This is a genomic window from Carnobacteriaceae bacterium zg-84, assembly GCA_013874835.1.
Taxonomy (GTDB): Bacteria; Bacillota; Bacilli; order Lactobacillales; family Aerococcaceae; genus WM01.
In genome coordinates this window covers 692,355-716,620 of sequence record CP059430.1, presented here as the reverse complement: position 1 = coordinate 716,620, position 24,266 = coordinate 692,355, and the positions used below count along the sequence as shown (strand labels likewise).

Sequence of the window (24,266 nt, the reverse complement as noted above, 5' to 3'; positions counted from 1 at the left end):
ATTTATGAAAAAGGCAGCAAATACTGTATATTGTTAAAAGATTATAGAAATTTTATCTTATTGTGATTGTAGTGAGTATTCAAAAAAAGAAGTTCTATAATAAATATATGAATAAAGACTTGAAACTATAACTCAAGTATTTGATTTTAACTATTCAATTTTTCTATTTTGCTATTCCAAACTGGAATAGCAAGTAACACAATTACTAATATATAAACTATCTTATCTACTATAGTATTATTAAGTAATTGAATATGATCTGTTGCCTTAATATTCGAATTAAACATATTAATAACTGCTGTAGAAAAACTAATCGCTAATGGTATAACTACAGATAAACCAATAACAGAAATAACATAATTTAACATCTTACTTACGTGATAACCAAAATCCTGATCTGGCTCGTTTAAGAGAATTCCCATAAAGAAATGATCTCCAAGACCGATAATTCTCGTCCAGCAACCTTCTGGCTGATTGCCCTCCTTACACAGATACACAAGGATATCGTCAATATAATTCTCATGTCTACAACTATCTAGGAAAGACATTTCTCTTGTTTTTTCAACTTCTTCATCAGCATCATAATAATGAAGCATCTCGATTTTATCCTCATAACGATTCGCTAAGCTTCTATCCTCATCTGCAAAGAAAAGGAAATCATCTTCAGCGACGGCTCCTACTCTAATAAAGGATCTTGTTTCTTTAGATGTTTCCCAAAAGCTTGCATTTCCGTCCTTTATTTGTGCTGCTGCAATTACTTCTAATGTCAATTCATCTTCACTATCATAGTAGCCGTAGGTAAGTACACCATTTGCTTTCTTTGCACCAGGGAAATCAACAAGAGCAGCCTTCGTTGTCTTTGTTATTGGTAATACACAAAAGTGTTGATAAAACGGTCTAAAACCTGTCTCTTTATAATTCATCTATTAGTCCTCCTTACTTGATATGTATACGCATATTAAATAGTCATTGTAAGAAGTCTCCTACTAAACGACCTTACTTTAAACCTAACCTCATTATCTCTTCGCAAACCTGGAGGAACTTTTCATATAATTCTCCATAATCTACATAAGTTTTATGTACTGCATAGAACACCGCAGTGTTCACCTTCTTATTACCAATCAAACTATATCGTAATGGTTTGATCTGAATTTTCTTTAAATGAGCATATCTTTCTTCCTCAATACACATGATGATATTTCCATTCTCAAAAAGGCAGTATATCGATACCACCCACCAATTCATATAAGGTGTCACACTTGAAGTACCTTGGCCATACTGTCCTTTAAAATCTGCCCATCACAAATCGGTCTTTCCTTAAAAACATAAGGAATCTTTAAACCTTGTGCTTTTTTTGATTCAGCATTTCTATCTGCCTACTCAACAAAATGTGTATATGTATTTTCAAAGGTCGTAGGAGAAACCATCTGACTTACTTCACTTGTATGGTTAGCCTGTCCAGATTTCTGAATTTCAAATGATACAAGGCGTTTCACTTCACCAATACACTCATCGATTGTTTCCAGATAATAGAACCACGTGCCATCTTTAGCTTCATCGCAGTGATAAGAGGTCTTTTGTGCCCAGTCAGAAGTAACATTGAATATCTTATACACTTCTTTCTCGACACTAATTCCGTATACCAACAATTCTAGAATGCCTACTGAAACGATATTCTTTTCTGCTGATACAGTTACCGGAATTAACTTAAGTGTATTTTTAATCCCATCAAACAGGTCATTAAGGCGAAGTGCTATCGTATCTACAACGGCAGCACCTTCTTCAAATGAGCCATTAGTCCATACTCCTCGTATACTATCTTCCTTTTCACCTCTACATCTGTAATATACAGGTCCAGAATAAAGATAGTCTTCACCTAAAACAAGATAGTTTCCGTCATCAGTTCTTTCAAAAAGATGTGAGTGTTTTTCAAAATCGATACCTTCATTAGTTCTGTTATAGCAATAATCTGCCGGCAAAAAGCTGTTCCTGTTCATAGGATATGTAGCTGTCACAAGACTGTACAATTGATCCGGCGTCATCTTTGATGTAGTTCCATTTGAGCTGACATAGTCATTGATGACTTCTATTACTTTTTCCTCGATTGTCATGACTCAATCACCTCCAGCTTATCTCTTAATTCTTCCAGCGTTTCTGGCATACGTGTCAGATCAACAAAATGCAGTCTGACTGTTGTTCCATCGCCAGATTCAAATTCTATATCAGAATAATCACGCACCTCATCATTTAATGGGTAGAGAAGCCAGATTTCTGATGTTTCATATTTCTTAGAGTAAGCATACATTTGATACATATCACTTTGAGAAATACCATAATTGGCGTGTTCACTATTGATGAGGCTTTTCCATTTGGTATCCATTATGACGATTCTATCACCACGCTTACAAACGATATCTGGTCTCAGCGCAAACTGGCGTCTTGGATCCATGAACAAATAATATCCTTTGTCCTGACTTGACACTTCCCAGCCTGCCGGTCCTAGCACCTTCTTTATTTGCTGCACTACATAACTTTCGTATACACTCTCCATTGGAAATAACAATGCCCTTGATGTATTCTTACCAGAGAATGTTGTAAATGATTTATTCATAAGAAATACCTTAGACCACTGCATAAGCATTTCATAGTCTTTCGTATTTCTATCAATTTTCACCTGTGAAAAATCCTTCGTATAATTCGTTGAAGGTTCCACCATTTCAAATGTTGTCAACAACTGTTTAATCTCTTTTGAGTTTTCAGTACTCGTTGTCAACTTCTGTAATTTAAGTAATGTCGCTTTGACAAGTTTATTCTCTGATCTATTTGGATGGAATTCATCATAGGCAACATAGAATCTTTCCCTATGCGCCATGTTTGTTTTTATGTGCTGGCTTGTAAGAAGTTTCCCTTTATAGAATTTGAGATTATCTTCTTGTCCAACATATGCAGATTTAATGCCACGCTTAACCAGCTGTCGTACTTCTTGCAGATACATATTTATAAAAATCTCATAGAGATTCATGCGATCCACTTTTAAACTAGAATCATTAAATACCTTACTAGGAAAATCCTTCATGCTTTTTAGCATCTTCAGGAATATTCTTTTTGTTTCCTTATTACCAGTGTCTTCTCCAGAATCAAAGCTAATCTTAGGAAGTATCTGTATCTGATAACCGCTATTCATCTGGATCAAACCTACATAATTCTTGATAGTTACGATATCACCAACATTACGTTTATAAGAAATGTGCATAAAATCCAATGCATCAGCATTTTTTTCATCTCCTGAGAATTCATGGATAAATTCCACAAGATTATGGAAAGTCGCTGTATCAAGATATTTATATTTTTCATCATTTTCGAAATCAACATTTCCGGTAATAGTATCAAACTCTCTCACCTCTAGCAATTTATCCATTTATCTCACCACGCTTTATATAATCTGTTTGTAACTTTCAAGGTTATCAAATGCCTCACTGTTGATGGTGTATTTCTTGTCAGGAAGATCAACAACATCATCTGCATTGCCCTTGAATATACTTTTGACTTTAACCTCTTCGTCAAGAATGAACTTCGTTGAAGGATCTGTCTTTCCATTATCACCAAGGACCAACTGGATCTTCTGATAATCTTCATAGAAGTATTCCTGAAGAAGCGGAATAACAGAATTTTCGAAGATTGCCCTTAGGGTTTCTATTGTTGGATCTTTTGCAAGTTTTGTAAAGAACGCATGACCAATTGTATGTTCTCTGTCATAGAGGAAAGTAATACGTTCATTAATCTTTTCAAGCATTTCTACAACATCAAGATCATCTACCTTGTCAGCACTAATATCTCTGAGTACATTCGCATCTGGCATCATCTCAACAAACTGAAATCTTCTACGAAGGGCAGTATCCATTAAAGCAATCGAACGATCTGCAGTATTCATTGTTCCAAGAATATATACATTAGACGGAACACTAAACAGATCTCCTGAATAAGACAGAACTGCCGCAGCCTGCTCATCCATTCCTTCTCTCTTAGTGTCTTCGATCAACGTAATCAATTCACCAAAAATCTTTGAGATATTTCCTCTATTGATCTCGTCGATAATAAACACATAATTCTTATTTGATGACACCTTATTATTTTGAACTAAATCACCAGATTCAAGCACAACTTTCGACACTTTAGCATTACGATCAATTTCATTACTCTCTGGCATAGTTACACCTTTACAAAATGCTTTAAAAACTCCATCTTGAATCGTATATCCTATGTCATCTCCAAAATTCAATACTGGTTTGATGCCTTCGATAAATTCCTCATATCCATAAGACTGATGGAAAGTAGTAAACGCCACTCTACCTGTATCCAGCAGTTCACGATAACGAATCATCACTTCGTCATAATCCATAGCTTTTACACTATCCAGATCAAGCTGATCACAAATAGCCACAGCGTAAATTGCAGTGCTGTATGTTTTACCTGTTCCTGGAGGGCCATACAGGATCATATTTTTATCGTATGCAATTACTGATTCTTCCTCCGTTGTAAGATCAATATGAGATAAATCCATTCCCTTTAATGCCTCCCCCAATTCGTTTCTAAGTTTCCAAGAGTATCTACGTTTACCCTTTTCTACTACATATCTCCCAACAAACGGAACTGTGTAATAGCGCTGACGACCTCCATCAACACAAAGTGGACAATTCGTCTTTCTATGTACTCTCTCACCAAAGATACGTCCCCAGTTATTATATGAACCAGCTGAACCTCCATAGATTTCAGCAAGATTAGCACATGTAGATTTCCCACCCAGTTCAAGTATCATCTTGAACATTTTTAGGCTATCTTTATTTGTAACATCCGGATCATTAAGCAATTCGGTCCACTTCTCTTTTGTGATTCCCGGATCATATTCTTCTAAACTTGGCCAGTATGTAACGTCGTCAGCTTTCTTGCCAATTAGTTCTAACCACATCTTTTTCAATTCTGGTAAAACACTTGATTTAATCTCGATACCAGATCCCATTGGACTCCACTGCTGGTCAGGAAGTGTAGTTTTAAGGTCATCCTGCATCAACATTGATTCTGTATCATAATCTTGAATCCAGTCATATTCTGTATCTATGTGATTAGATTTAACTCCTGCTTCAGCTTTTTCAGGATCGTAGTGATCTGCTTCATAAGCGCCTTTCACTACATATCCATGAGCAAGAATTCCTCTAGGTTTAGAACCTGTCTTAATCAAGAAAATCTCATCACCAACAGTAGGTTGCTTACTTGCACAAGTCCAAGACTCAACAAATTTGTTTCCAAGCTTTGTATCTTTACACCATGTTTTGTAGTTTGTCCAATTCCAGCTTGCAGGATTCCATGTTAACAGCCATGCACGGCCAGTTGATTGTGTAGAGAATTTTCCAATGACATACTCGTAATATGGAATGATCTTCTTTACTGCGGCCATTACATCAGCGTCATATTGTTCGTTTGTTTTACCCTCTGCTGACTCAACATAAACACAAAGTTGAACCTTTCGAATTTCACCTAAATCAATCTTTGCTTTGATCTGATCTACCGAGTCTGTAATGATTGCTGGATTTCCCCACTCGTCACTTCCAGACACATAAACCATTCCATCTTCTTTCGGAATATCTAAATGAGAATGGTATAATGCCATCGTTTTCTTATCAGTGCCATCATTCTTTATTTCCAAACTAATGCGGTATCTTGTCATACCATTGTCTTTCTCAACAAACAAAGAAATACTAGTAGGATTAGCTGCGTAATCCTTATATTTTATCTGCGCCCAGAGATATTTTCTAGTCTTCGTGTTTGAGCCATCCAGCCAAGAAATAGGCAAACATTTATCCAAGCCGAACAATTGCTCGCAACTCGCTGCCATCTTTTTCATTTCAGCAACCGCTGCCTGTCCTTTTTCTTTAACCTTAAGTAGTCTATCCTTTTCTACTGGATCAACGCCGACTGCCTCTGGATTTGAATATGGAACTTCCTGGTTATTCCCCAAGTAATCCAATACTCCTTTGTAATCGATATCAATTGCTACCATTTTCTTTATCACCTCTTGGTACTGCTTCTCAACAAAGAAAAATAATTCTTCCATTGTCATTTGGAGACCGTTTATATCAAACTTATCTGACATACTTAATACCGTAGGATACATTTTATCAGGAAACTCATCCATCATTGAAAGTCGTCTTGAAGTAGAATCAACCGTTGAATCCGCTCTCAAATAATTCTGTATATGCTTTTCATTATCGGAATTAACCCACCATAGCACTCTAACAGAATCAACTTTATTTATTATCAATGATTGAGCTTTCTTTACTATATCCGACTTCTTAAAGAATATATCTTCACGTGTCGCACTCGATTTCATCGTATACTGTTCCGCTGCTAATAACGCTGCCACAATCCAGACCGCATCATTAACACTGTATTTATTCTCAGTATCATTATTAGTTACCTGAATACACACTAACACTAAATTATATTATAAACCAAATGAGTAATATTTCCAATTCGTTTTGAATATGTCCCCAAGTAGTTGATAAGATCGATAAAAACTAAGGCTTTTCCAGATTCATTTCTTTCGTTTAGCGATAGAACTCAGAAAAGCCTTTGATTTCAAAAGTTTTTCTTACTTAGATGTGCTTATTTTTGACAGTAATACGACCGCCTCCACATGTGCCTAGCAAACTCCTATACTAGAGAACGAAAGTGGCAGCTTGGCTTTGAAATTATATTATTGAATGAAATACAGTTACAAATACATCGAACACCAGTATACACTAAAAGCCTAGTCAGATTCTGAATAGGCTTAATTTTTTTATTAAAATTTAAATTGACTAGCTCTTACAAGTTCAACCTTAGCACCCTCAATCACTTCACTAAGAATAGATTCGACAGATTTAATTTCAGTGATAAGTGGTACAATTTGTCCTGCCATACTGCACCTTCCACCATATCTCCATCAATCATAGCCTTTTTAAGAGAACTTTCAGCTACTGTACGAAGAAGTTCCGCAGCAACTTCCTTAGTATTATTTGCTTCAATTTCAATCATTTCATCTGAAAGTTTATTTTTAATTTGGCGACAAGGCTCATCTGTGGAATAACCTGTAATAACCGTTGACATATCACCTGCATTAATTAAAGCTTTTTTAACATTTGGATGAACTGAAGCTTCTTCCGCAGCCATAAAGATTGTTCCCATTTCAATACCTTCTGCTCCAAGAGCAATCGCAGCCGCGAAACCACGTCCATCCGCAATACCACCTGATGCAACAACTGGCACACTCAATACATCCGTAGCTTGTGGAACAAGAATAGTGATGGCTTCAACTGTAGTATGACCTCCACCTTTTTCAGCAGCAATTGCATCAGCAATAGTTGAAGCCTTCAAAATTATTTTACATCCCGCATCATGCCAAAGTTTAAAATAATGAAGACAAATTTGTTCATCTACATTAATCAGTGTATCTGCATATATAACTGGTGGTTTTATTTCAGAAATCAACTTAGTTAAACGATCAAGGTTCTCAGGTATAAGAACTGTATTGATACCAAACGGTTTATCTGTCAATTTTCGAGTTTCCTCAACCTGTTCTTTAACAAACTCATCTGGAGCAAAACCTACGCCTAGAACTCCTAGGCCTCCAGCATTAGAAACCGCAGCAACCAATGGTGCTGTTGAAATCCAAGCCATAGGCCCTTGAATAATAGGCTTTTCAATATTAAGTACTTCACAAACACGATTAGACATATAAAGTCTCCTTTATTTTTATTTGTGATTAGTCTAACAAAATAAAAAAAGTGATTAAAGACAAAACCTCTTTATTTGTCGACCAAAATCCGCTCAAAACCATTACTCATAGATGTAGCTATCATCTCAACCACCTCTTCTGCTGTATGACTCTCATAATTTTCAATCCACCAACTGACTGTAGATAATACACTAGAAGCATAGAGTTTGCAAAAAAGTGACATTTTTTCTTTATTAACTTTAGGATATTTTTGAGAAAAAGTGAGCGCAATCTCTTCTTCAATTTGTACTTGCATCATACGATAAGGAGAATAGCCCTCTAAATTCAACTGAAAAATAACTTTAATTAATTTAGATTGCTTAGCCATTTCATCAAAATAAGTTACTGTCTTATCAATATCAAAATATTTTGGACTCACTGTTTGATGTAAGATAGCTATATACTGAAAAATAAACTCATCACAGATAGATTGAATAGGTTACACTAAACTAGACAAAAATTATAAAGTGTTCTACACTGAACTAAAGAAAAGAGGAATCCCTTATGTCTAGAAAACCATACCTTAAACTGAATAAAGAAAATGCCAAGAACAATCGGAACCACTACTATCTATTCAGCGTTGAGCCTATCGAGAACAACAAACTCATCAGAAAATATGTCTACCTAAAGACTGTTTGCTCTACAAACTAAAAAAACGATTCTTTTGGTATCAATATTGAAAAATATGAGTTTTTTAATGATTTGTCAAGATACCTTATTTTTCATTTTATTTAGTCTATAAGCATACTTTTTCAGCGAGTTCCTAAAATGCTTCTCTCCCAAACTTCTTATTACTTTTCATCTACCACTCCTAACAAATGTAAATATTTAACTTTCAGATAATGTGTTTTCATTTTGAACACTGCTTTTCTAATCATTTTCTATATTATAATGTCTTAGAAGACGAGATATTATCATTGTTTAATTGTGATTCTTATGAAAATATTTTAAAACCGCATGTAGCTAAAAATAGTTACATGCGGTTACTTCATACGTAAAGTATTTTCTAACTATCCACTATAGTTGAAAATAACCTACTTTACACTTTCTTGGCCGGAGTGGATAATTTTGAACCATTTTCATTATAGATTCTTTTTTCATTGACTACAATTTTTTCAATGATTGCAGTTTCAAGATCTACATTGAGAATTTCAGAAATACCAAGTAAAAAAATAGCTACATCTGCTAATTCCTCTGCAATATTTGAAACATCATCCTTCAAATATGCCTGAAATAATTCATTAACCTCTCCATATAAACATAGTAACTCAAATTTAATATCTGTAGTATTAAAGCCTTTCATTTTTTTATTTTCTAAAATCTTCTTTTGGCAATCTTTTAATGACGTAATCATATTATACAATCCTTTCAACTTTTATAAATTTATCATACAATATTTTGTCCTCTTTGGAAACTTTATGTGCTACCTCTATAAAACCTACGTTTCGTTGTGATAGATATCCCCTTATATCCCTAGTTGTTTGTTCGTCAATCATTGAATTAACCTCATCCACTAACAAAAATTTAGAAGACAATAGCACCCCTCGAGCAAGTGCTACTCTTTGCTTTTCTTCCCTAGATATATTGAATATATTAACATATTTAAAAATTGTATCAAAAACAGTTCTCACACTTCTCTAGACCAAACCTTTCTAGAGTTTCATTTATAAAAACAGGGGGGTACATTTATTCCCATAAGCCCCTTGTCTATGGAAACAAACCCGTACCCACTAGGGTTTATGGGAATAAATAATTCTACCATCAAGCTTTCAATCCCACCACTTCAACTTCAACTCTCACTCTGATACTTACCCACCATACGACAAAACACCTTGATGTCAAGGCGTTTTACTATCCCTTTCGTTCAAAGGATTCTAAGATTTTACGAGCAGAGCTACGCACTCCACATGACTCGTCCCAGGGAACATGTCCACCGGCTGAACATATTGCACAACATACCCGTACTCACCATACAAAGCAACATCTCGTGCCATTGTGGCTGGATTACAGCTCACATAAACAATACGGCTAAGATTTAACTTAGCAGAGGTATGAATGAAACTACTATCTAATCCTTTACGAGGGGGGTCAACAATAAGAACTGTTGGTCTTAACGCACTTTGTTTTATTTGAGTAACTTCTCCTAAGATTATCATACCTGTATTTTCTATCTCTCCCCCGTCGTTTACTCTACTCTCATTGTCTATCCCTTCTCCATCATTTACCCTACTCTCGTTGTCTATCTCTCCCCCATCGTTTAATTCACTTTTAATTTCTGAACCTCCCCCACTATTCAACTTACCTTCATTCTCCATCTCTTCCCGACCGATTAATCTACCCCTATTTTCTAAACCTCCCTCTCCATTTAACCTACTTTTATCGTCTAAACTTTCCCTATGAACTACAGTTCCTCCATTATTCGTTTCTCTCTCACCTACCATATTATCTCCACTATCTACTCTCTCCCACATTTTCACCCATTTAGATAGCACTGTTTCGGCAGAACCGACTTCAAACGTCATATTGTGCACATGATTAGCTAGAGCATTTTGTTTTGCCATAACAATAGCATCCTCAACAATTTCCATAGCATAAACGTGTTTAACTTTATCGGCTAGGCAAATGCCAATCGTTCCGATACCGCAATACGCATCAATCACACAATCTTCTTGTGTTAAATGAGCTGCTTTTATAGCTTCTTGGTATAGTTTTTCTGTTTGTTCCGGATTTACTTGATAAAAGGATTTTGAACTAATTGCAAATGTTTTATCCAGTAAAGTATCTAAAATAAAGTCTTTTCCATACCATATTTTCTGTTCGTTACCCATAATAACATTGGTACGTTTTGTATTGATATTTTGAACAATGCTCTTGACGTCTGGTGCTCTATCTACAATATCTGCAACTAATTCATTTGTCACACCTTTTTTCCCATTTGTTATCAAAACAACTTGTACCTCTCCTGTATGTATTCCACGTCTAATCATAATATGGCGTACAATACCTTTGTGTGCTTGTTCATCATAAGCTCTGATGCTGTGCTCTCTCAAACAGTTACGTACAATTAAAATAATATCGTCAATGCGTTGGTCTTGAATAACAAAATCTTCCATGGGTACAAATTCATGACTATTTTTTCTGAAAAAACCTGTTGTTAATACACCATTGATGTTTCTAACTGGAATTTGTGCTTTGTTGCGATATTTTGTCGTATGTATTGCACCAATCGTTTGACGAACATCTATATCTGACATCTTAGCAATTTTGTACATAACATTTTTCACTTGTTTTTGTTTAAATAATAATTGGTGTTCATAAGCCATATGTTGTAAGGGCATTGTTCCCGTCCATGTTCCTTTTTTGTCTAAAATAGGTACACGGTATATCGCCTCTTTTTTCAATTCGACTAATTTACCAATACCATAGGCTTTGTTTACTTTAATAACTTTAATAATCGCTTCTTCTTCTGGCAATAAATTATCAACGAAGATTGGGTATCCATCTATTTTGCATACTCCCATTCCTTCATGTGTCAAATCTTGACATATTACCGTGTAAACTTGATTTTTTTCTATTTTATTCATGATTTCCTACTTCCTCTAAATAACACTCTATCAGTAAATCTCTTAACTCATTATATAGGGGTGTATCTTGCAATGTTAAAATCCGATTGGATAAAAAAATCATAGCTTTTTGTGTTTCCAATTCAAACATGACTAATGTTCCTGTGAAACCCGTATGTTTTATCCATGTTTTTCCCTGATACACTTGTAACTGCCACCCTAAAGAGCGGGTATGACATTTTGTTTCTGTCCAATCTTTTGCTAAATGCTCTACTGAATGCTCTGATAATACTCCAACACCATTGTATGCTCCTTTATTCAAATATAACCTTACTAAAGCAATTACCGTTTCTAAACTTGCAAATAATCCAGCACTACCACATTGTCTTTTCAACTGGCGCGCTTTGGGATCATGCACAATCCCTCGCTCAGACAATACTTCAGTTGGCACACATCGGCACGCTTCAAAAGGACCGTATCCTATATTTTTTAATGCTAGTTTTTGAATACATTGCTCATCAAACACATCAGCAATGGGCTTTTTATAGACAGCCTCCACCAGTTTTCCAGCTAAGACAAAATTGGTATCCGTATAAAATACTTTTCCAAATGTATCACTTTTTTGATACCGACATAGCGCTTCAACAAGTGAATCACCTGTTAATAAATGTCGATTTTTAATATAACCTGTTAATCCTGATGTATGCGTCACTAAATGACGAATGGTCAATTCTTTTTCAACCATATTCGGTAAATACATGGATACTTTATCATCAATATCTATTTGATTTTTTTCTAATAATTGAAGTAATAAAAAACTAGTGACAAACACTTTCGTTAAAGAGGCTAAATCATACATCAAACTGTCTTTTAGGGGCTCTTTATCATGTGTATATCCCTGGACAAACGTTTGTACCTTTTCTTTATCCAAAAAAGCGACACTATATCCAGGAAAAATATCATTTTTTCTATAATTTTCTAATAATTTGATTGTTCTTGAATACATAAATGACCTCACTTACTTACCTTATCATAAACATTCGTCTTAAACAACTTGTATACCTATTTGACAGGCTTTTTTTTAATGTTATAATGCTAAAGTAAATGAAAATTTAAGGAGAGAATATATGGCAAATTTTGCAATTGTAGGTGCAACTGGCGTTGTGGGAACAAAAATGATTGAACGTCTTGCACAAAGCAACTTACAAGTGGATCATTTATATTTAATGGCATCAAAACGATCTGCTGGAAAAACATTACAATTCCGTGGGAAAGATATTGTGGTCGAAGAATTAACAGAACAATCTTTTAAAAAAGATATTGACTATGCCTTATTTTCAGCAGGTGGAGGAACTTCTCTAAAATATGCTCCTATTGCTGAAGCAGACGGTGTTATTGTCATTGATAACTCAAGTGCATGGCGCATGGATCCAAGCATTGATTTAGTTGTTCCTGAATGCAATACCCCAACATTAAACCGCAAAATCATTGCAAACCCAAACTGCTCAACAATTCAATCTGTTGTCCCATTAAAACCATTACACGACGCTTTTGGTATAAAACGTGTTGCTTACACAACTTATCAAGCTGTATCTGGTTCTGGACAAGCTGGTATTAATGATTTAGTAAATGGAGAAAAAGGCATTGCACCAACAAACTATCCACATCCTATTTATAATAATGTACTACCTCATATTGATGTATTCACAGAAAACGGCTATACAAAAGAAGAAATTAAAATGATGAATGAAACGAAAAAAATTCTAGGATTATCAGACGATGTAGCCATCACGGCAACATGCGTACGTGTTCCTGTATTAAACTCACATTCTGTTGACATCAATGTGACATTTGAAAAAGACACAACTCCAGAGGATATTCGTCGTATCTTAGAAACAGCACCTGGCGTTATCGTAATAGATAACACCACACAAAATGAATACCCAACACCTCTACAAGCTACTGGAAAAGATGACGTACTTGTTGGACGTATTCGCCGTGATATTTCTCAACCAAACAGTTTCCACATTTGGTGTGTAGCAGATAATATCCGAAAAGGTGCCGCAAGTAATGCTGTACAAATCGCAGAATTATTAGAAAGCAAAAAAGCCTAAATAAAATATATCAAGAAACAGCTTAGTATCATTATTGATACCAAGCTGTTTTAATACCATTTATTGAATTTTAAAGAATGCAAATAGGGGAGTGAACGATGAAACGTTCACTCCCCTTTCCATACTTTCTTACTCATTTTCAAACTGGCTATTGTATAGGTCAGCATAGAACCCACCTTGAGCCATTAGAACATCATGATTGCCTTGTTCAATAATATTGCCATCTTTCATAACTAAAATTAAATCTGCATTTTTAATGGTTGATAATCGATGAGCAATAACAAAGGATGTACGTCCTTCCATTAGTTTATCCATTGCTTTTTGGATAAGTTCCTCGGTACGTGTATCTACAGAACTTGTTGCTTCGTCTAGGATTAACAATGGAGCATTTTTTAGTAATGCTCTAGCAATCGTTAATAATTGTTTTTGACCGACTGACAAAGAAATGGAATCATCTAAATATGTATCATAACCTTTCGGCAATGTTTTAATAAAATGATGTACACCAACTGCTTGACAGGCTTGTTTCACTTGTTCATCTGTAATGTTTTCTTGATTGTAGATTAAATTTTCTTTAATGGTTCCTTCAAACAACCACGTATCTTGTAAAACCATACTAAATAAGTCATGAACAGCTTCTCTTGTCATATCTTTTATATCGACACCGTCAATCTGAATAGAACCACTGTCAATTTCATAAAACTTCATTAATAAATTGACAATAGTTGTTTTTCCGGCACCTGTTGGCCCAACAATTGCGACTTTTTGCCCCACTGTAGCAATAGCTGAAAAGTCATGGATTATCGTTTTTTCTTTATCGTATCCAAATGATACGTGTTCAAACACAACATGCCCTTTCACATTGTCTAATTGATTGATTTTATCTGTTTCATCCGCCATTTCTGGTTCTGATAAAAATTCAAAGACACGTGACATGGCTGCTCGCCCAGATTGTAGAACATTTAAAGATTGTGCAATTTGTGATAAAGGCTGTGAAAAAATACGAACGTACAACATAAATGCGACTACTACACCAAAGGTGATGTCACCATTTAATGTTAAAATTGCACCAACCACACAAACCATAACATATCCAAAATTTCCTAAGAAAATCATCAATGGCATCATAATTCCAGATAGAAATTGTGACTTCCAAATAGATTGATATAAAGCATCATTCAATGACTCGAATGTTTCTTTTGTTTGGGATAATCCATTATAACTTGTCACGACATGGTGCCCAGAGTACATTTCTTCAGCATAACCACTGACGGCAGCTAAGTTCTTTTGTTGTTGATAAAAGAGCCCTCTTGATTTACTCATTAAAAAGATAACACCGACAAGTCCTAATACAACAGTAAAAATAGCAGTCAACGCCATCAATACATTTGTTTTCATCATCATAAAAATACTACCAAATAGTAAGACAACAGATGATAATAATCCACCTAAACTTTGACTTAGTGATTGTCCCAAAGTATCCACATCATTTGTCACACGAGATAAAGTATCTCCTTGTACATGGCTATCAAAATATTTTAGTGGTACTTTATCCAATTTTACACTAATAGCACGTCTTAAACGATTGGTTAATTTTTGTGTCATCGTCGCCACAATAACCCCTTGCATATAAGACAATACCGCACTAATCACATATAAAATACCTAATGACATGGCAATAGAACTAACTTTATCCATATCAATCCCTGTGACAATCCCTTTAGCAATTTCATTCGTAATCTCACTTACTCTATCTGGTCCAATAACAGTAATCGTACTCGCAATGACTGCACCAATTACTGCCACAATAAAAGGAATTTTAAAACCTTTAACATAAGGTGCCATTTGTACAAATAAACGTTCTTTTTCTTTATTTTCCATGTGCTAATTCCTCCTTCGATAATTGTGAGTAAGCAATTTCTTGATACACTTCGTTTGATTGCAATAATTCTTCATGCGTTCCTTTTCCAACGACTTGTCCTTTATCCAATACAATAATTTGGTCGGCATCCATAATGGTTGAAATACGTTGTGCGACAATCAATTTGGTCATTGAAGCTGTTTGTTTTGCCAATGTTTCTCTTAACATACGATCTGTTTTGTAATCTAAAGCAGAAAATGAATCATCAAAAATTAAAATTTCAGGCTTTCTAGCCAATGCTCTGGCAATTGCTAAACGCTGACGTTGCCCACCAGAAAAATTCGTTCCTCCCTGCGAAACAGAGGCAAACAAAGCATTTTCTTTCTCTTCTACAAAATGTTTTGATTGTGTTAATTCTAAAGCTTCCCACATTGCTTCTTGACTTAATGGCGTTTCTTGACTAGACCCAAAATCTAAATTTTGGTTAATTGTACCACTAAATAAAACAGCTTTTTGTGGAATGTATCCTACTTTTTGATACAAATCATTACGAGAATACTCACGAATATCCACACCGTCAATTTCAATAGCACCACTTGTCACATCGTAAAAGCGAGGAATTAAATTGACTAGTGTACTTTTTCCACTACCCGTAGAACCAATAAACGCTACGGTTTCTCCCGCTTTAGCTGAAAACGAAATATGCTCAATAACCGGTTCAGCCTCTGGAGAATATTTAAAACTAACATCACGAAATACAATATCTCCTACTTGTCCATTTGTTTCTTTAGAGTGTGTAGGATACTGAATACTAGAGGATAACTCTAACACAGCATTGATACGTTTAGCAGAAACTAAGACACGCGGTAAAATCATAAATACGATTGTCATTAACATAAACCCAATAACAACTTGCATAGCGTATGAAGAAAATACAACCATGTCACTAAAAATAGTTACTTTATCTGGCATAGCTGCGTCATTGATTAAACGTGCACCAATAAAATAAACCGCTAATGTCAATCCACTAGAAATCAATGTCATCACGGGCTGCATCAATGACATAATAGAGCTAACAAAAATATTTGTACGTGTCACATTATCATTTGCTTTTTCAAATTTTTTATTTTCGTATGTTTGTGCATTGTACGCTCGTACAACTCTTAGTCCCATCAATTTTTCACGTGTCAATCCATTTAATTTATCGGTTAACTGTTGGATAAGCGATTGTTTTGGAAATGCCAGTGTAATCAACGCTAGCAACATTAAAATTAATACAAAGACAGCTACAACTGTAGCAAGCATCCACTCTGTACTTTTACCAATAATTTTTGTAACTGCCCAAATGGCCATGATAGGTCCCTTTGTCGTCACTTGTAATCCTAATGCAATGATGATTTGCATTTGTGTCACATCATTCGTCGTACGTGTTAATAGACTTGGAATAGAAAACTGCTGAATTTCGGCTTGTGAATAGTCCATAACACGATTAAAAATATCACGTCTTAATGATGCGGTAAAACTAGCGGCAACTCTAGCAGCTAAAAATCCTACAGTAACAGATGCAAGTAAACTAACAAGCGATAAACCTATCATTTTACTACCGGGATTGAAAATATCGGCAGTTGTTGTCCCTTTTGTTTGTAGTAATTTTGTAATATCAGACATATATTCTGGTATTTTTAATTCAAGAAATACTTGAAAAGCCACTAAACAGGTACTTAGTAATATCATAAGTATTTCTTTTTTTGTTAAACGTTTAAATAGTTTAATCATTGTAACCTCCTCATATTAGAACATCATGTTTAAAATTTATCTTTGGCACATTCTAAATTATATTCAATTTGCTTTAATGTTTCTAAAACGATATGAATATTTTCTTTAGAAATTCCTTGGAGTAAGGTACTGTGAAATTCATCAAAGAATTGTTTCACATAATCTGCTTTTTCCTCGCCAATGTCTGTTAACACAATATATTTATAGCGTTTATCTGTTTCATCTTGCTCCACACGAATAAAACCATTTTTTTCCATACGCTTAATCAAATTGCTCGCAACTGATTTTTGTATATGTAAAAGTTCTTGAATATCTTTGATATTGGTTTTTTCATCTTTTCTTTCTTTTAAAAAGAAAACAACATGTCCTTGCGGGCCACCTAAATGTTCAATATTGTGTTTTTTCGCAACAGACTGACAAAAAACATCTATTTGTTGCCCTAATTTTTTTAAATCAATCTTCTCTTTCATAATACCTCCTCCTAACTAATGTTTTTTAGTTCTCATGAGAACAAATAATACACGTGTTTGTGAAAGAAGTCAATTATTTTTTGTGGTTTCAATAGAAAAAATCTGTTATGATGAAGATACGACATTTAAGGAGATATTTATGATTATTCAATCTATTATGATACCAAAAGAAGCTGTACATACAGTGACTACAAAAGATACCATTGCCATTGCCTTAGATATTATGGAAGATCATAATCAACGGTGTATACCTATTCTTGATCCATCGAGTACCTTATATCGTGGCAACATTTATAAGTACCATATTTATAGACATCTTGTCCAAGGGGGTTCCCTTGACGAACCTGTTACAACACTCTTGAAAAACGCTACAAAATTCGTTAAAAATACAGATGCTTTTTTTAAACTTTTTTTCACATTGGGTGATTTACCCTATATTAGCGTCTTAAATGATAAACATCATTTCTTAGGTATTATTCGACATACAGATATGTACGAACTATTGTCACAATCTTGGAAAATGACGGAATCTAGCTACGCTTTAACAATTAGCGTACCAGATAATGTAACTGGACTAGATAAAATTTTAAAAATCATTTATAAATTTACAACTATTACCGGACTAATTACACTCGACCGTGAAGAATTTACACTTAGAAAACGTATTATGGTAATGTTCCCACCAAATTTTACAAAGCAACAACTTCAAAAATTAACAAACAAACTCACAGCAAAATCATTTGATGTACTTGAAGTCGAAGACTTAACACATGGTATTTAATTAAAATCAAAGTGGTGAATTGACATTTTAAACTGTCAATTCACCACTTTTAATAATTGAGTACCATATCTCTCACAACGAAATCATAAGCGTAGGAGGACTGTTCAAATTATTTATTAAGAAGTAAAATCAACATGTACTCACAAATACTCATTTACTCTTACCTATATAGACTACTCTTGTCTAACTTTTTATTCCAATAAATATATGACTATGTAAATATCATAGTTTGTTAAAATCCATAATAAACGCAACTCTCAACAAGTGACTAATATTCTTGTGAGTTGGCTAGATACAATCGAAAAGCGTCAATTAAATTATCAAGGACAAGAAAATTTATTTATTATTTTAAGTAATGATGGCTATAAAGAAGACTCTGAACAACATATTTTATCTCTAAAACAGTACAATATTGAAGTTCTTGATTTTAATAATAAACAACATTAGAAAAACTATTTTCATCGTCATGTTGATAACGTGTTTTTCTATATCTATCAACATCATCAACGATACATTTTATCCTATGATGATATATCTTATCTAATTTAATAAAAGTATCTCCAACATTAAAAGACTTAGCATCAACTGATAAAAACCCTTGATGCTAAGTCTTTTTGATTTCTTGTCAAACTGTTATGTGAATAGCTTCTTTTCTATGTCTAATCTTTTCTTACTTTCCATACAATAGGTAATAGCACAAAAATAATGATTATCATTCCGACATTTATATCAGCTTGTCCTGTTTTTGGTAAAACACGTTGTTGTTTTGCTTTATCATCTATTTGTGTTTGATTTCTATTCTCTTTTACATTTTCAATAATTGGAGCAAATTCAACACCACCAGTATGCTGTTTAAGAATTGTTACGGTAACTGTTTTAATTTCTACTTTTCCGTTTGCGTATATTACCTCAACTTCTATCACTCGTTTGTCTTTTTCTTGTTTAATAGACAGTACACGATACTGTGCTGCTGATTCTTCTCCGAAACTATCTACAACAGGAATTAAGTCATGATAATTAATAGCTGACGTATCATATACTGCAGCATTCTCTTTAACGATTGCGTGATAGTCGACTTCCACGTCTACTTTCACCGTTGTTTTCACTATTTTTCCATTTGGTAGAGTAGCTTCAATTTCTAATAGATTTTCACCAGCTTTTAGCGGTTGCGTTGATAAGACACGGATATGACTTAATAATTTTGAATTTCCTAGACTATCCGTTACGTTAATCACACTAGTTAAATCAATGTCTTTATTAAATGGTTTATAAACGGTATAACTATCGTTAAAACTGTAATGAACAATCACTTTAAATGGATATGTTTTTTCTGTTACATTCCCTGCTCTATCTGTGGCTCTCACCGTCAATGTATACTCTCCCGGAGTATTTAAAGATTCACCGTGATATGCTTGCCCATCAATACTCATTTCAATGATTGCCTCTTCATTTGCATTTGCTTGTAGAGTACCAGATACTTGTACTTCTTGGTTTTCATCTAATCCTGTTACACTGACTTCTGGTTTAATATTATCATATACAAACTGATAGCGTTTTGTGAAATGATTGCCGAAATTATCTGCCATTTCAATAAATAGTGTATTGCCATTTGTTGAATCAACAGCATATTCTTTAGACTGCTCATTATCGAGTACACCGTTACTTGCTATGTGATCATAATTTAATACCTCATTCCCATTGATAAACAAACGGTAACCATGTCCATTATCACTAGCTGTCGCCTTTAAGGGATAAGGATTTTTATTTGTATAAATTGTCTCGTTATCAATCGTTCCCGGACCGTTTAATGTGATATTTGGCATTGTTTTATCGTAATAAACGGCATAACTACCTTCATAAATCGTTTGACCATCCAATCCAATCGCTTGAATCGAAATATGATTGTTGATTTCTTTTAATGGATAGCGATGACTAAATCTCAATCCTTTATCAACCGGAACAACTTGTCCACCAATCACTAAGTGACTAATTTTTTTATTTACATGTCCCTCTAAAACGAGTAAATCATTTGGCTCCACAAGTTTACTATCAGCATTGATATAGTTAAATGCACTGACACCAGATGTCATATAAACATTGAAAGGAGCATTATCCTCATCTTCAAAAACAGTATTTAAAGAAAGAGATGTCTCATTTCCTGCACTATCTCTAGCCACAATTTTTAAAACTCTCGTCCAGTCGACCGTCGCCTCTCCTGTAAATGTTCCGTCTGGATTTACTGTAAAATTCGTAAATCCTGCTCTTACAGAAATTGGATTGTTTGTATTATCGGTAACTTTTCCTGTAATTGTTATTTTATTCGATGTTAATGTCTGTAACACATTCACATCATGGGACGTAATCGCTAAAGTTGGTGGTTCAGTATCCTTTGTTAACGTAAACTGTGTATCCTCATTTGATGAAACAATAACTTCACCTTTTGCATTTTTACCAACAAAAGTCACCATATTTTCTCCCTCATGTAAAGGCAAATCAACTGTAAAGGTATCCTCATCAATGACTGCTTTATGCCCATTGATAAATAACTCGGCAACTTGTTTACCAACATGCCCTTTCAAGCTATAGGTCGCTTTATCTTCTGATAAAAATTTATGTTTCGCACCAATTACTTCATTCGTTGCATTGTAAAAAACAACAGATGTTTCATCTAAAACAATCACTTCTGTTTTTACATTAAATACTTCATCAATCGCTCCGACTGTAATCGTATGAGGTTTTCCATCTTGTAAAGACGTACGTGGCACACGATATGTATAAACACCATCTTCTTCTCCATCATCGTCGTCATACAGTGTTGTTTTCTCTTCATTATCAACATACGCACCCACACCGTCCTCGGCAAGTCCTATACCACCGTCATTATCTACCGCTTTAAATTTAATAACAAAATCGTCTCCTTCATATTCTTTTGAAAGAATTTCTAATGTCGGTTTTGTTGTATCAATTTTAAATGGTAAATATGTATATTGCTGTTTTGTAAGATTAGATCCAACACTTGCCGCAATACGCATATAATATTGCCCGTCTTTTAAGGCTTCATACTTACCAGTTTTCTCATTGAAAACTTTGCCGTCCCAGTATCCATTCGTAAAAGCAACCAAACTTTTATCCTTATACAATGGTTTTTTTACATCTTTTGCCGTAGTCAGATGTATTAAACTCTCGGCTTTTTCACTTTGTCGATCCACAACATCCACATCCAATGTTTTTGCCGAACGAAGTAAACCCAATATTAAATTTATACTATCATAATTATCGTCATCATTTGGTGAAAAGCCAACTTTATCCCAATTTATTTTTTCTGAGAATGTCATGACATCAAATGCAGAGCCTAAATAAGAACCCCCACTAACAAGTCCTAATGTGTCATATACGCTACCCGTTTCTGATTTTGGCTTATCTAAAATCGGTTCTGCACCCCAATCACCAACAAATCCCATATATGGGAAAACTAAATCTACACCTTGTTGATCTGATTTAAAATACACATATCCTTGTGCAAACTGATTACCAGATACTTGTGACACATCTAATGTCACTTGGACTGTTGTCGCATTATTAGCAGGTACCGTCACTATTTGTTTATCCGTTGACACACTTGCTTGTGTCAGTGGTATCGCTCTAAGTTGTTTTGTATCCTCTGCTGTTGTTTCTGTCAAAACAGGACTAGCATCCAGTGTATATGTTCTATCTTGATTGCTATAGTTGGTTAATGTCAACGTAAATGATACAACACCACTAATTTCTTTTAACGATTTTGTAGCTTTTCCTGTTTCCTCTGTTATTAACACTTTATTTTTAAGAGCATTATCAACGTCAGCTAATCCAGCTCCTTGTCGTCTTGGACTTACTGGTAATCCCGTATTTCCTGCTGTATCAATTAATGGTGTTGCTGTGTTTATAAGTGATAATGTTGAAAAACGTTGCACATCATCAACAGTAATACCTTCTTGTTTTAAAGCACCTAACATCAACGCTAGTAATCCTGATATATGTGGCGCTGCCATTGATGTACCAGACATATTACCGTATGTATTATGATTTAAAGTTGAATAAATATGCCCTCCTGGTGCCATAACTTCTGGCTTAAAAGTTAATTCAGGACTTGGCCCATAAGACGTAAAACTAGATACTTCATTAGATCCTGTATAATCATTTTTATGGAAATCAATTTTAACTTTCGATGTTGTGTCATTGATTTTTTGTTTTAACAATTCTCCAGTTGCTTTATCAACAATGACAGACGGAATAGCATAATTATCTACTCCCGCCATACCAAATTCACCCTCAACATTATTCGCCATAATAATACCAATAGCACCATGGTTGATAGCTTCACTAAATTTTTCACTAAAAGTAATATCTCCTCTTGTGATAAAAGCAACTTTACCTGTTACATCTTTATCTGTATAATCATCAGCACTTCCTAATCCAACATCAACAATAGCATACTCTCTTGCTTTATCCCATGCTTTAGCATTTGTTGCCACTGTATACACAAATTCCGTATCATTTAACATACCATAATAGCCTGTTTCAGTCGCATTATTAGAGGAAGCAACACTCAATGCATGCTCTGCTGTTGACGGAGAACCTACGGCTGCATTATCTGTTAAACCTAAAGTATTTAACGGTATTCGACTATGATCGTCTTCCGTAGTACTCAATGCTGCATTCCCAGCAGAAACTACCACAAGTACACCTGATTCTCTTGCTTTTTTTATTGCAATATGCTCTGGATCATCTTCTGAAGCAAATCCATTATCTGTTCCTAAACTCATATTGATAATATCTGCACCATGCTTAACAGAATCTTCAATAGCAGATACAATCGCATCTTCATAAGCAGTACCTACATCACTATTATTTGAGAAAACTTTCATCGCTAAAAGCTGTGCTTCTGGAGCTACACCTCGTACACCATTTCCAGATGCCATATCTTCATCTGTGGCATTGGCTGCAACAATCCCTGCAACGTGCATGCCGTGCATCGATTTTCCAACCGCATCATTATCAATGACAATATCATTGCCATCAGCATAGTTATAACCATACGGTACTTTTATCGTAAAACCAGATTTTACCGTTTGGATTTTTGCACGATTAGGATCGCTTAAACGCATATCTTTATGCGTAATATCAATCCCAGAATCGATAATAGACACAACCATGCCTTCACCTTTATAATGTCTGTCTTGCCATATTTGTTGAGCATGTGTCAATCCTACAGCATTCGACATCATTTGATAATAAGTTCTAGCGATTGACACTTTTTTGACACCTTTGATTGATGATAAAGATGCTACATATTTTTCAGAAACATCTAAACTAAACCCTGATACTAAATAAGAAAAATCATTTTGAAACACAATGTCATTATTTGTTATTTTCTTAATATCTGACTTAATCGTCTCGTACCGTTCTTTTGTACCACCATCTATTTCAGCAACAGTATCTGTTTGAATGATGACACGTACACGTTTATCGCCTCCTTTTATGCTCAGTCTATTTTTTTCTTTAATGTTTCTTAAAGCAGTAATAAATTTTTCATCTTGTTGTAAAACTGGTTGTGTTTCTTGTCCATAAATTATTTTCCCAAAACAAGACAAAAAAAGAATCACTATCAAACATACACGACTCATTTTTTTGAAAATCATCATATCCCTCCCAATTTTTATTTAATATTTATAATATGTCAAAAAGATTAAGAAAATAAAATAAACATTAAAATTTGATTTCATTTCAACACATTAAATTTTCATAATCAACAATACTCTTTCCTATTCAACGATAAAATTACTTCAATAAGAAAATGCTCGACATCAACGTATAAAAAACGTTGATGCCGAGCTTTTGTGAATACTATTAAA

15 protein-coding genes and 1 pseudogene are annotated in these 24,266 nt (G+C 34.5%); 3 read left to right on the top strand and 13 right to left on the bottom strand.

Features of this window, described 5'->3' with window-relative positions:
- Positions 1–146: 146 nt before the first annotated feature.
- From H1220_03470 to H1220_03430, 9 genes and pseudogenes are all read right to left on the bottom strand, one after another.
- Entirely contained in the window at positions 147–923 is a 777-nt protein-coding gene (locus H1220_03470) for a hypothetical protein (protein ID QMI86419.1), read from the bottom strand.
- 453 nt (positions 924–1,376) lie between these two features.
- Positions 1,377–2,111, bottom strand: a complete 735-nt coding sequence (locus tag H1220_03465) for a hypothetical protein (protein QMI86418.1) — start codon at positions 2,109–2,111, stop codon at positions 1,377–1,379.
- Entirely contained in the window at positions 2,108–3,418 is a 1,311-nt protein-coding gene (locus H1220_03460; protein QMI86417.1) for an McrC family protein, read from the bottom strand. Before H1220_03460 ends, H1220_03465 begins: the two co-directional genes overlap by 4 nt.
- Before the next feature lie 15 nt (positions 3,419–3,433).
- Positions 3,434–6,055, bottom strand: coding sequence for an AAA family ATPase (locus tag H1220_03455; protein ID QMI86640.1), 2,622 nt, complete (start codon positions 6,053–6,055; stop codon positions 3,434–3,436).
- Positions 6,056–6,838: 783 nt separating this feature from the next.
- Positions 6,839–7,770 (bottom strand): annotated as a pseudogene (locus tag H1220_03450) (nitronate monooxygenase).
- 71 nt (positions 7,771–7,841) lie between these two features.
- A complete protein-coding gene (locus tag H1220_03445; GenBank protein QMI86416.1) occupies positions 7,842–8,189 on the bottom strand; it encodes a TetR/AcrR family transcriptional regulator C-terminal domain-containing protein in 348 nt (115 codons plus the stop codon).
- Between the two features lie 660 nt (positions 8,190–8,849).
- Positions 8,850–9,164, bottom strand: coding sequence for a hypothetical protein (locus H1220_03440; protein QMI86415.1), 315 nt, complete (start codon positions 9,162–9,164; stop codon positions 8,850–8,852).
- A 520-nt stretch (positions 9,165–9,684) separates the two neighbouring features.
- Positions 9,685–10,371, bottom strand: a complete 687-nt coding sequence (locus H1220_03435) for a hypothetical protein (protein QMI86639.1) — start codon at positions 10,369–10,371, stop codon at positions 9,685–9,687.
- Between the two features lie 1,015 nt (positions 10,372–11,386).
- The gene (locus tag H1220_03430; GenBank protein QMI86414.1) at positions 11,387–12,379 is read right to left on the bottom strand and encodes a beta-lactamase family protein; all 993 of its coding nucleotides are present in this window, start codon (positions 12,377–12,379) and stop codon (positions 11,387–11,389) included.
- A 121-nt stretch (positions 12,380–12,500) separates the two neighbouring features.
- Here H1220_03430 and H1220_03425 point away from each other — a divergent pair, with 121 nt between their 5' ends.
- Positions 12,501–13,487 (top strand): aspartate-semialdehyde dehydrogenase, encoded by a 987-nt coding sequence (locus tag H1220_03425; GenBank protein QMI86413.1) that lies wholly within the window; start codon positions 12,501–12,503, stop codon positions 13,485–13,487.
- A gap of 129 nt (positions 13,488–13,616) precedes the next feature.
- Here H1220_03425 and H1220_03420 read toward each other — a convergent pair whose 3' ends face one another.
- From H1220_03420 to H1220_03410, 3 genes are read right to left on the bottom strand one after another with little or no spacing between them, the layout of a single operon-like run.
- Positions 13,617–15,368, bottom strand: coding sequence for an ABC transporter ATP-binding protein (locus H1220_03420; GenBank protein ID QMI86412.1), 1,752 nt, complete (start codon positions 15,366–15,368; stop codon positions 13,617–13,619).
- Entirely contained in the window at positions 15,358–17,124 is a 1,767-nt protein-coding gene (locus H1220_03415; GenBank protein QMI86411.1) for an ABC transporter ATP-binding protein, read from the bottom strand. Before H1220_03415 ends, H1220_03420 begins: the two co-directional genes overlap by 11 nt.
- A 29-nt stretch (positions 17,125–17,153) precedes the next feature.
- Complete coding sequence (locus H1220_03410) at positions 17,154–17,594, bottom strand: MarR family transcriptional regulator (protein ID QMI86410.1); 441 nt, start codon at positions 17,592–17,594, stop codon at positions 17,154–17,156.
- Positions 17,595–17,733: 139 nt separating this feature from the next.
- Between H1220_03410 and H1220_03405 the strand changes: the two genes are divergently transcribed.
- A complete protein-coding gene (locus H1220_03405; protein QMI86409.1) occupies positions 17,734–18,375 on the top strand; it encodes a CBS domain-containing protein in 642 nt (213 codons plus the stop codon).
- Between the two features lie 264 nt (positions 18,376–18,639).
- A complete protein-coding gene (locus H1220_03400) occupies positions 18,640–18,822 on the top strand; it encodes a DUF1829 domain-containing protein (GenBank protein QMI86408.1) in 183 nt (60 codons plus the stop codon).
- 212 nt (positions 18,823–19,034) lie between these two features.
- Here the strand turns inward: H1220_03400 and H1220_03395 are convergent, their stop codons facing one another.
- The gene (locus H1220_03395; protein ID QMI86407.1) at positions 19,035–24,053 is read right to left on the bottom strand and encodes a S8 family serine peptidase; all 5,019 of its coding nucleotides are present in this window, start codon (positions 24,051–24,053) and stop codon (positions 19,035–19,037) included.
- Positions 24,054–24,266: the final 213 nt, after the last annotated feature.

Coding starts and splice junctions, on each gene's coding strand:
- H1220_03470 (QMI86419.1), bottom strand. CDS start 923: ATGAATTATAAAGAGACAGGTTTTAGACCGTTTTATCAACACTTTTGT.
- H1220_03465 (QMI86418.1), bottom strand. CDS start 2,111: ATGACAATCGAGGAAAAAGTAATAGAAGTCATCAATGACTATGTCAGC.
- H1220_03460 (QMI86417.1), bottom strand. CDS start 3,418: ATGGATAAATTGCTAGAGGTGAGAGAGTTTGATACTATTACCGGAAAT.
- H1220_03455 (QMI86640.1), bottom strand. CDS start 6,055: ATGGTAGCAATTGATATCGATTACAAAGGAGTATTGGATTACTTGGGG.
- H1220_03440 (QMI86415.1), bottom strand. CDS start 9,164: ATGATTACGTCATTAAAAGATTGCCAAAAGAAGATTTTAGAAAATAAA.
- H1220_03435 (QMI86639.1), bottom strand. CDS start 10,371: ATGGCAAAACAAAATGCTCTAGCTAATCATGTGCACAATATGACGTTT.
- H1220_03430 (QMI86414.1), bottom strand. CDS start 12,379: ATGTATTCAAGAACAATCAAATTATTAGAAAATTATAGAAAAAATGAT.
- H1220_03425 (QMI86413.1), top strand. CDS start 12,501: ATGGCAAATTTTGCAATTGTAGGTGCAACTGGCGTTGTGGGAACAAAA.
- H1220_03420 (QMI86412.1), bottom strand. CDS start 15,368: ATGGAAAATAAAGAAAAAGAACGTTTATTTGTACAAATGGCACCTTAT.
- H1220_03415 (QMI86411.1), bottom strand. CDS start 17,124: ATGATTAAACTATTTAAACGTTTAACAAAAAAAGAAATACTTATGATA.
- H1220_03410 (QMI86410.1), bottom strand. CDS start 17,594: ATGAAAGAGAAGATTGATTTAAAAAAATTAGGGCAACAAATAGATGTT.
- H1220_03405 (QMI86409.1), top strand. CDS start 17,734: ATGATTATTCAATCTATTATGATACCAAAAGAAGCTGTACATACAGTG.
- H1220_03395 (QMI86407.1), bottom strand. CDS start 24,053: ATGATTTTCAAAAAAATGAGTCGTGTATGTTTGATAGTGATTCTTTTT.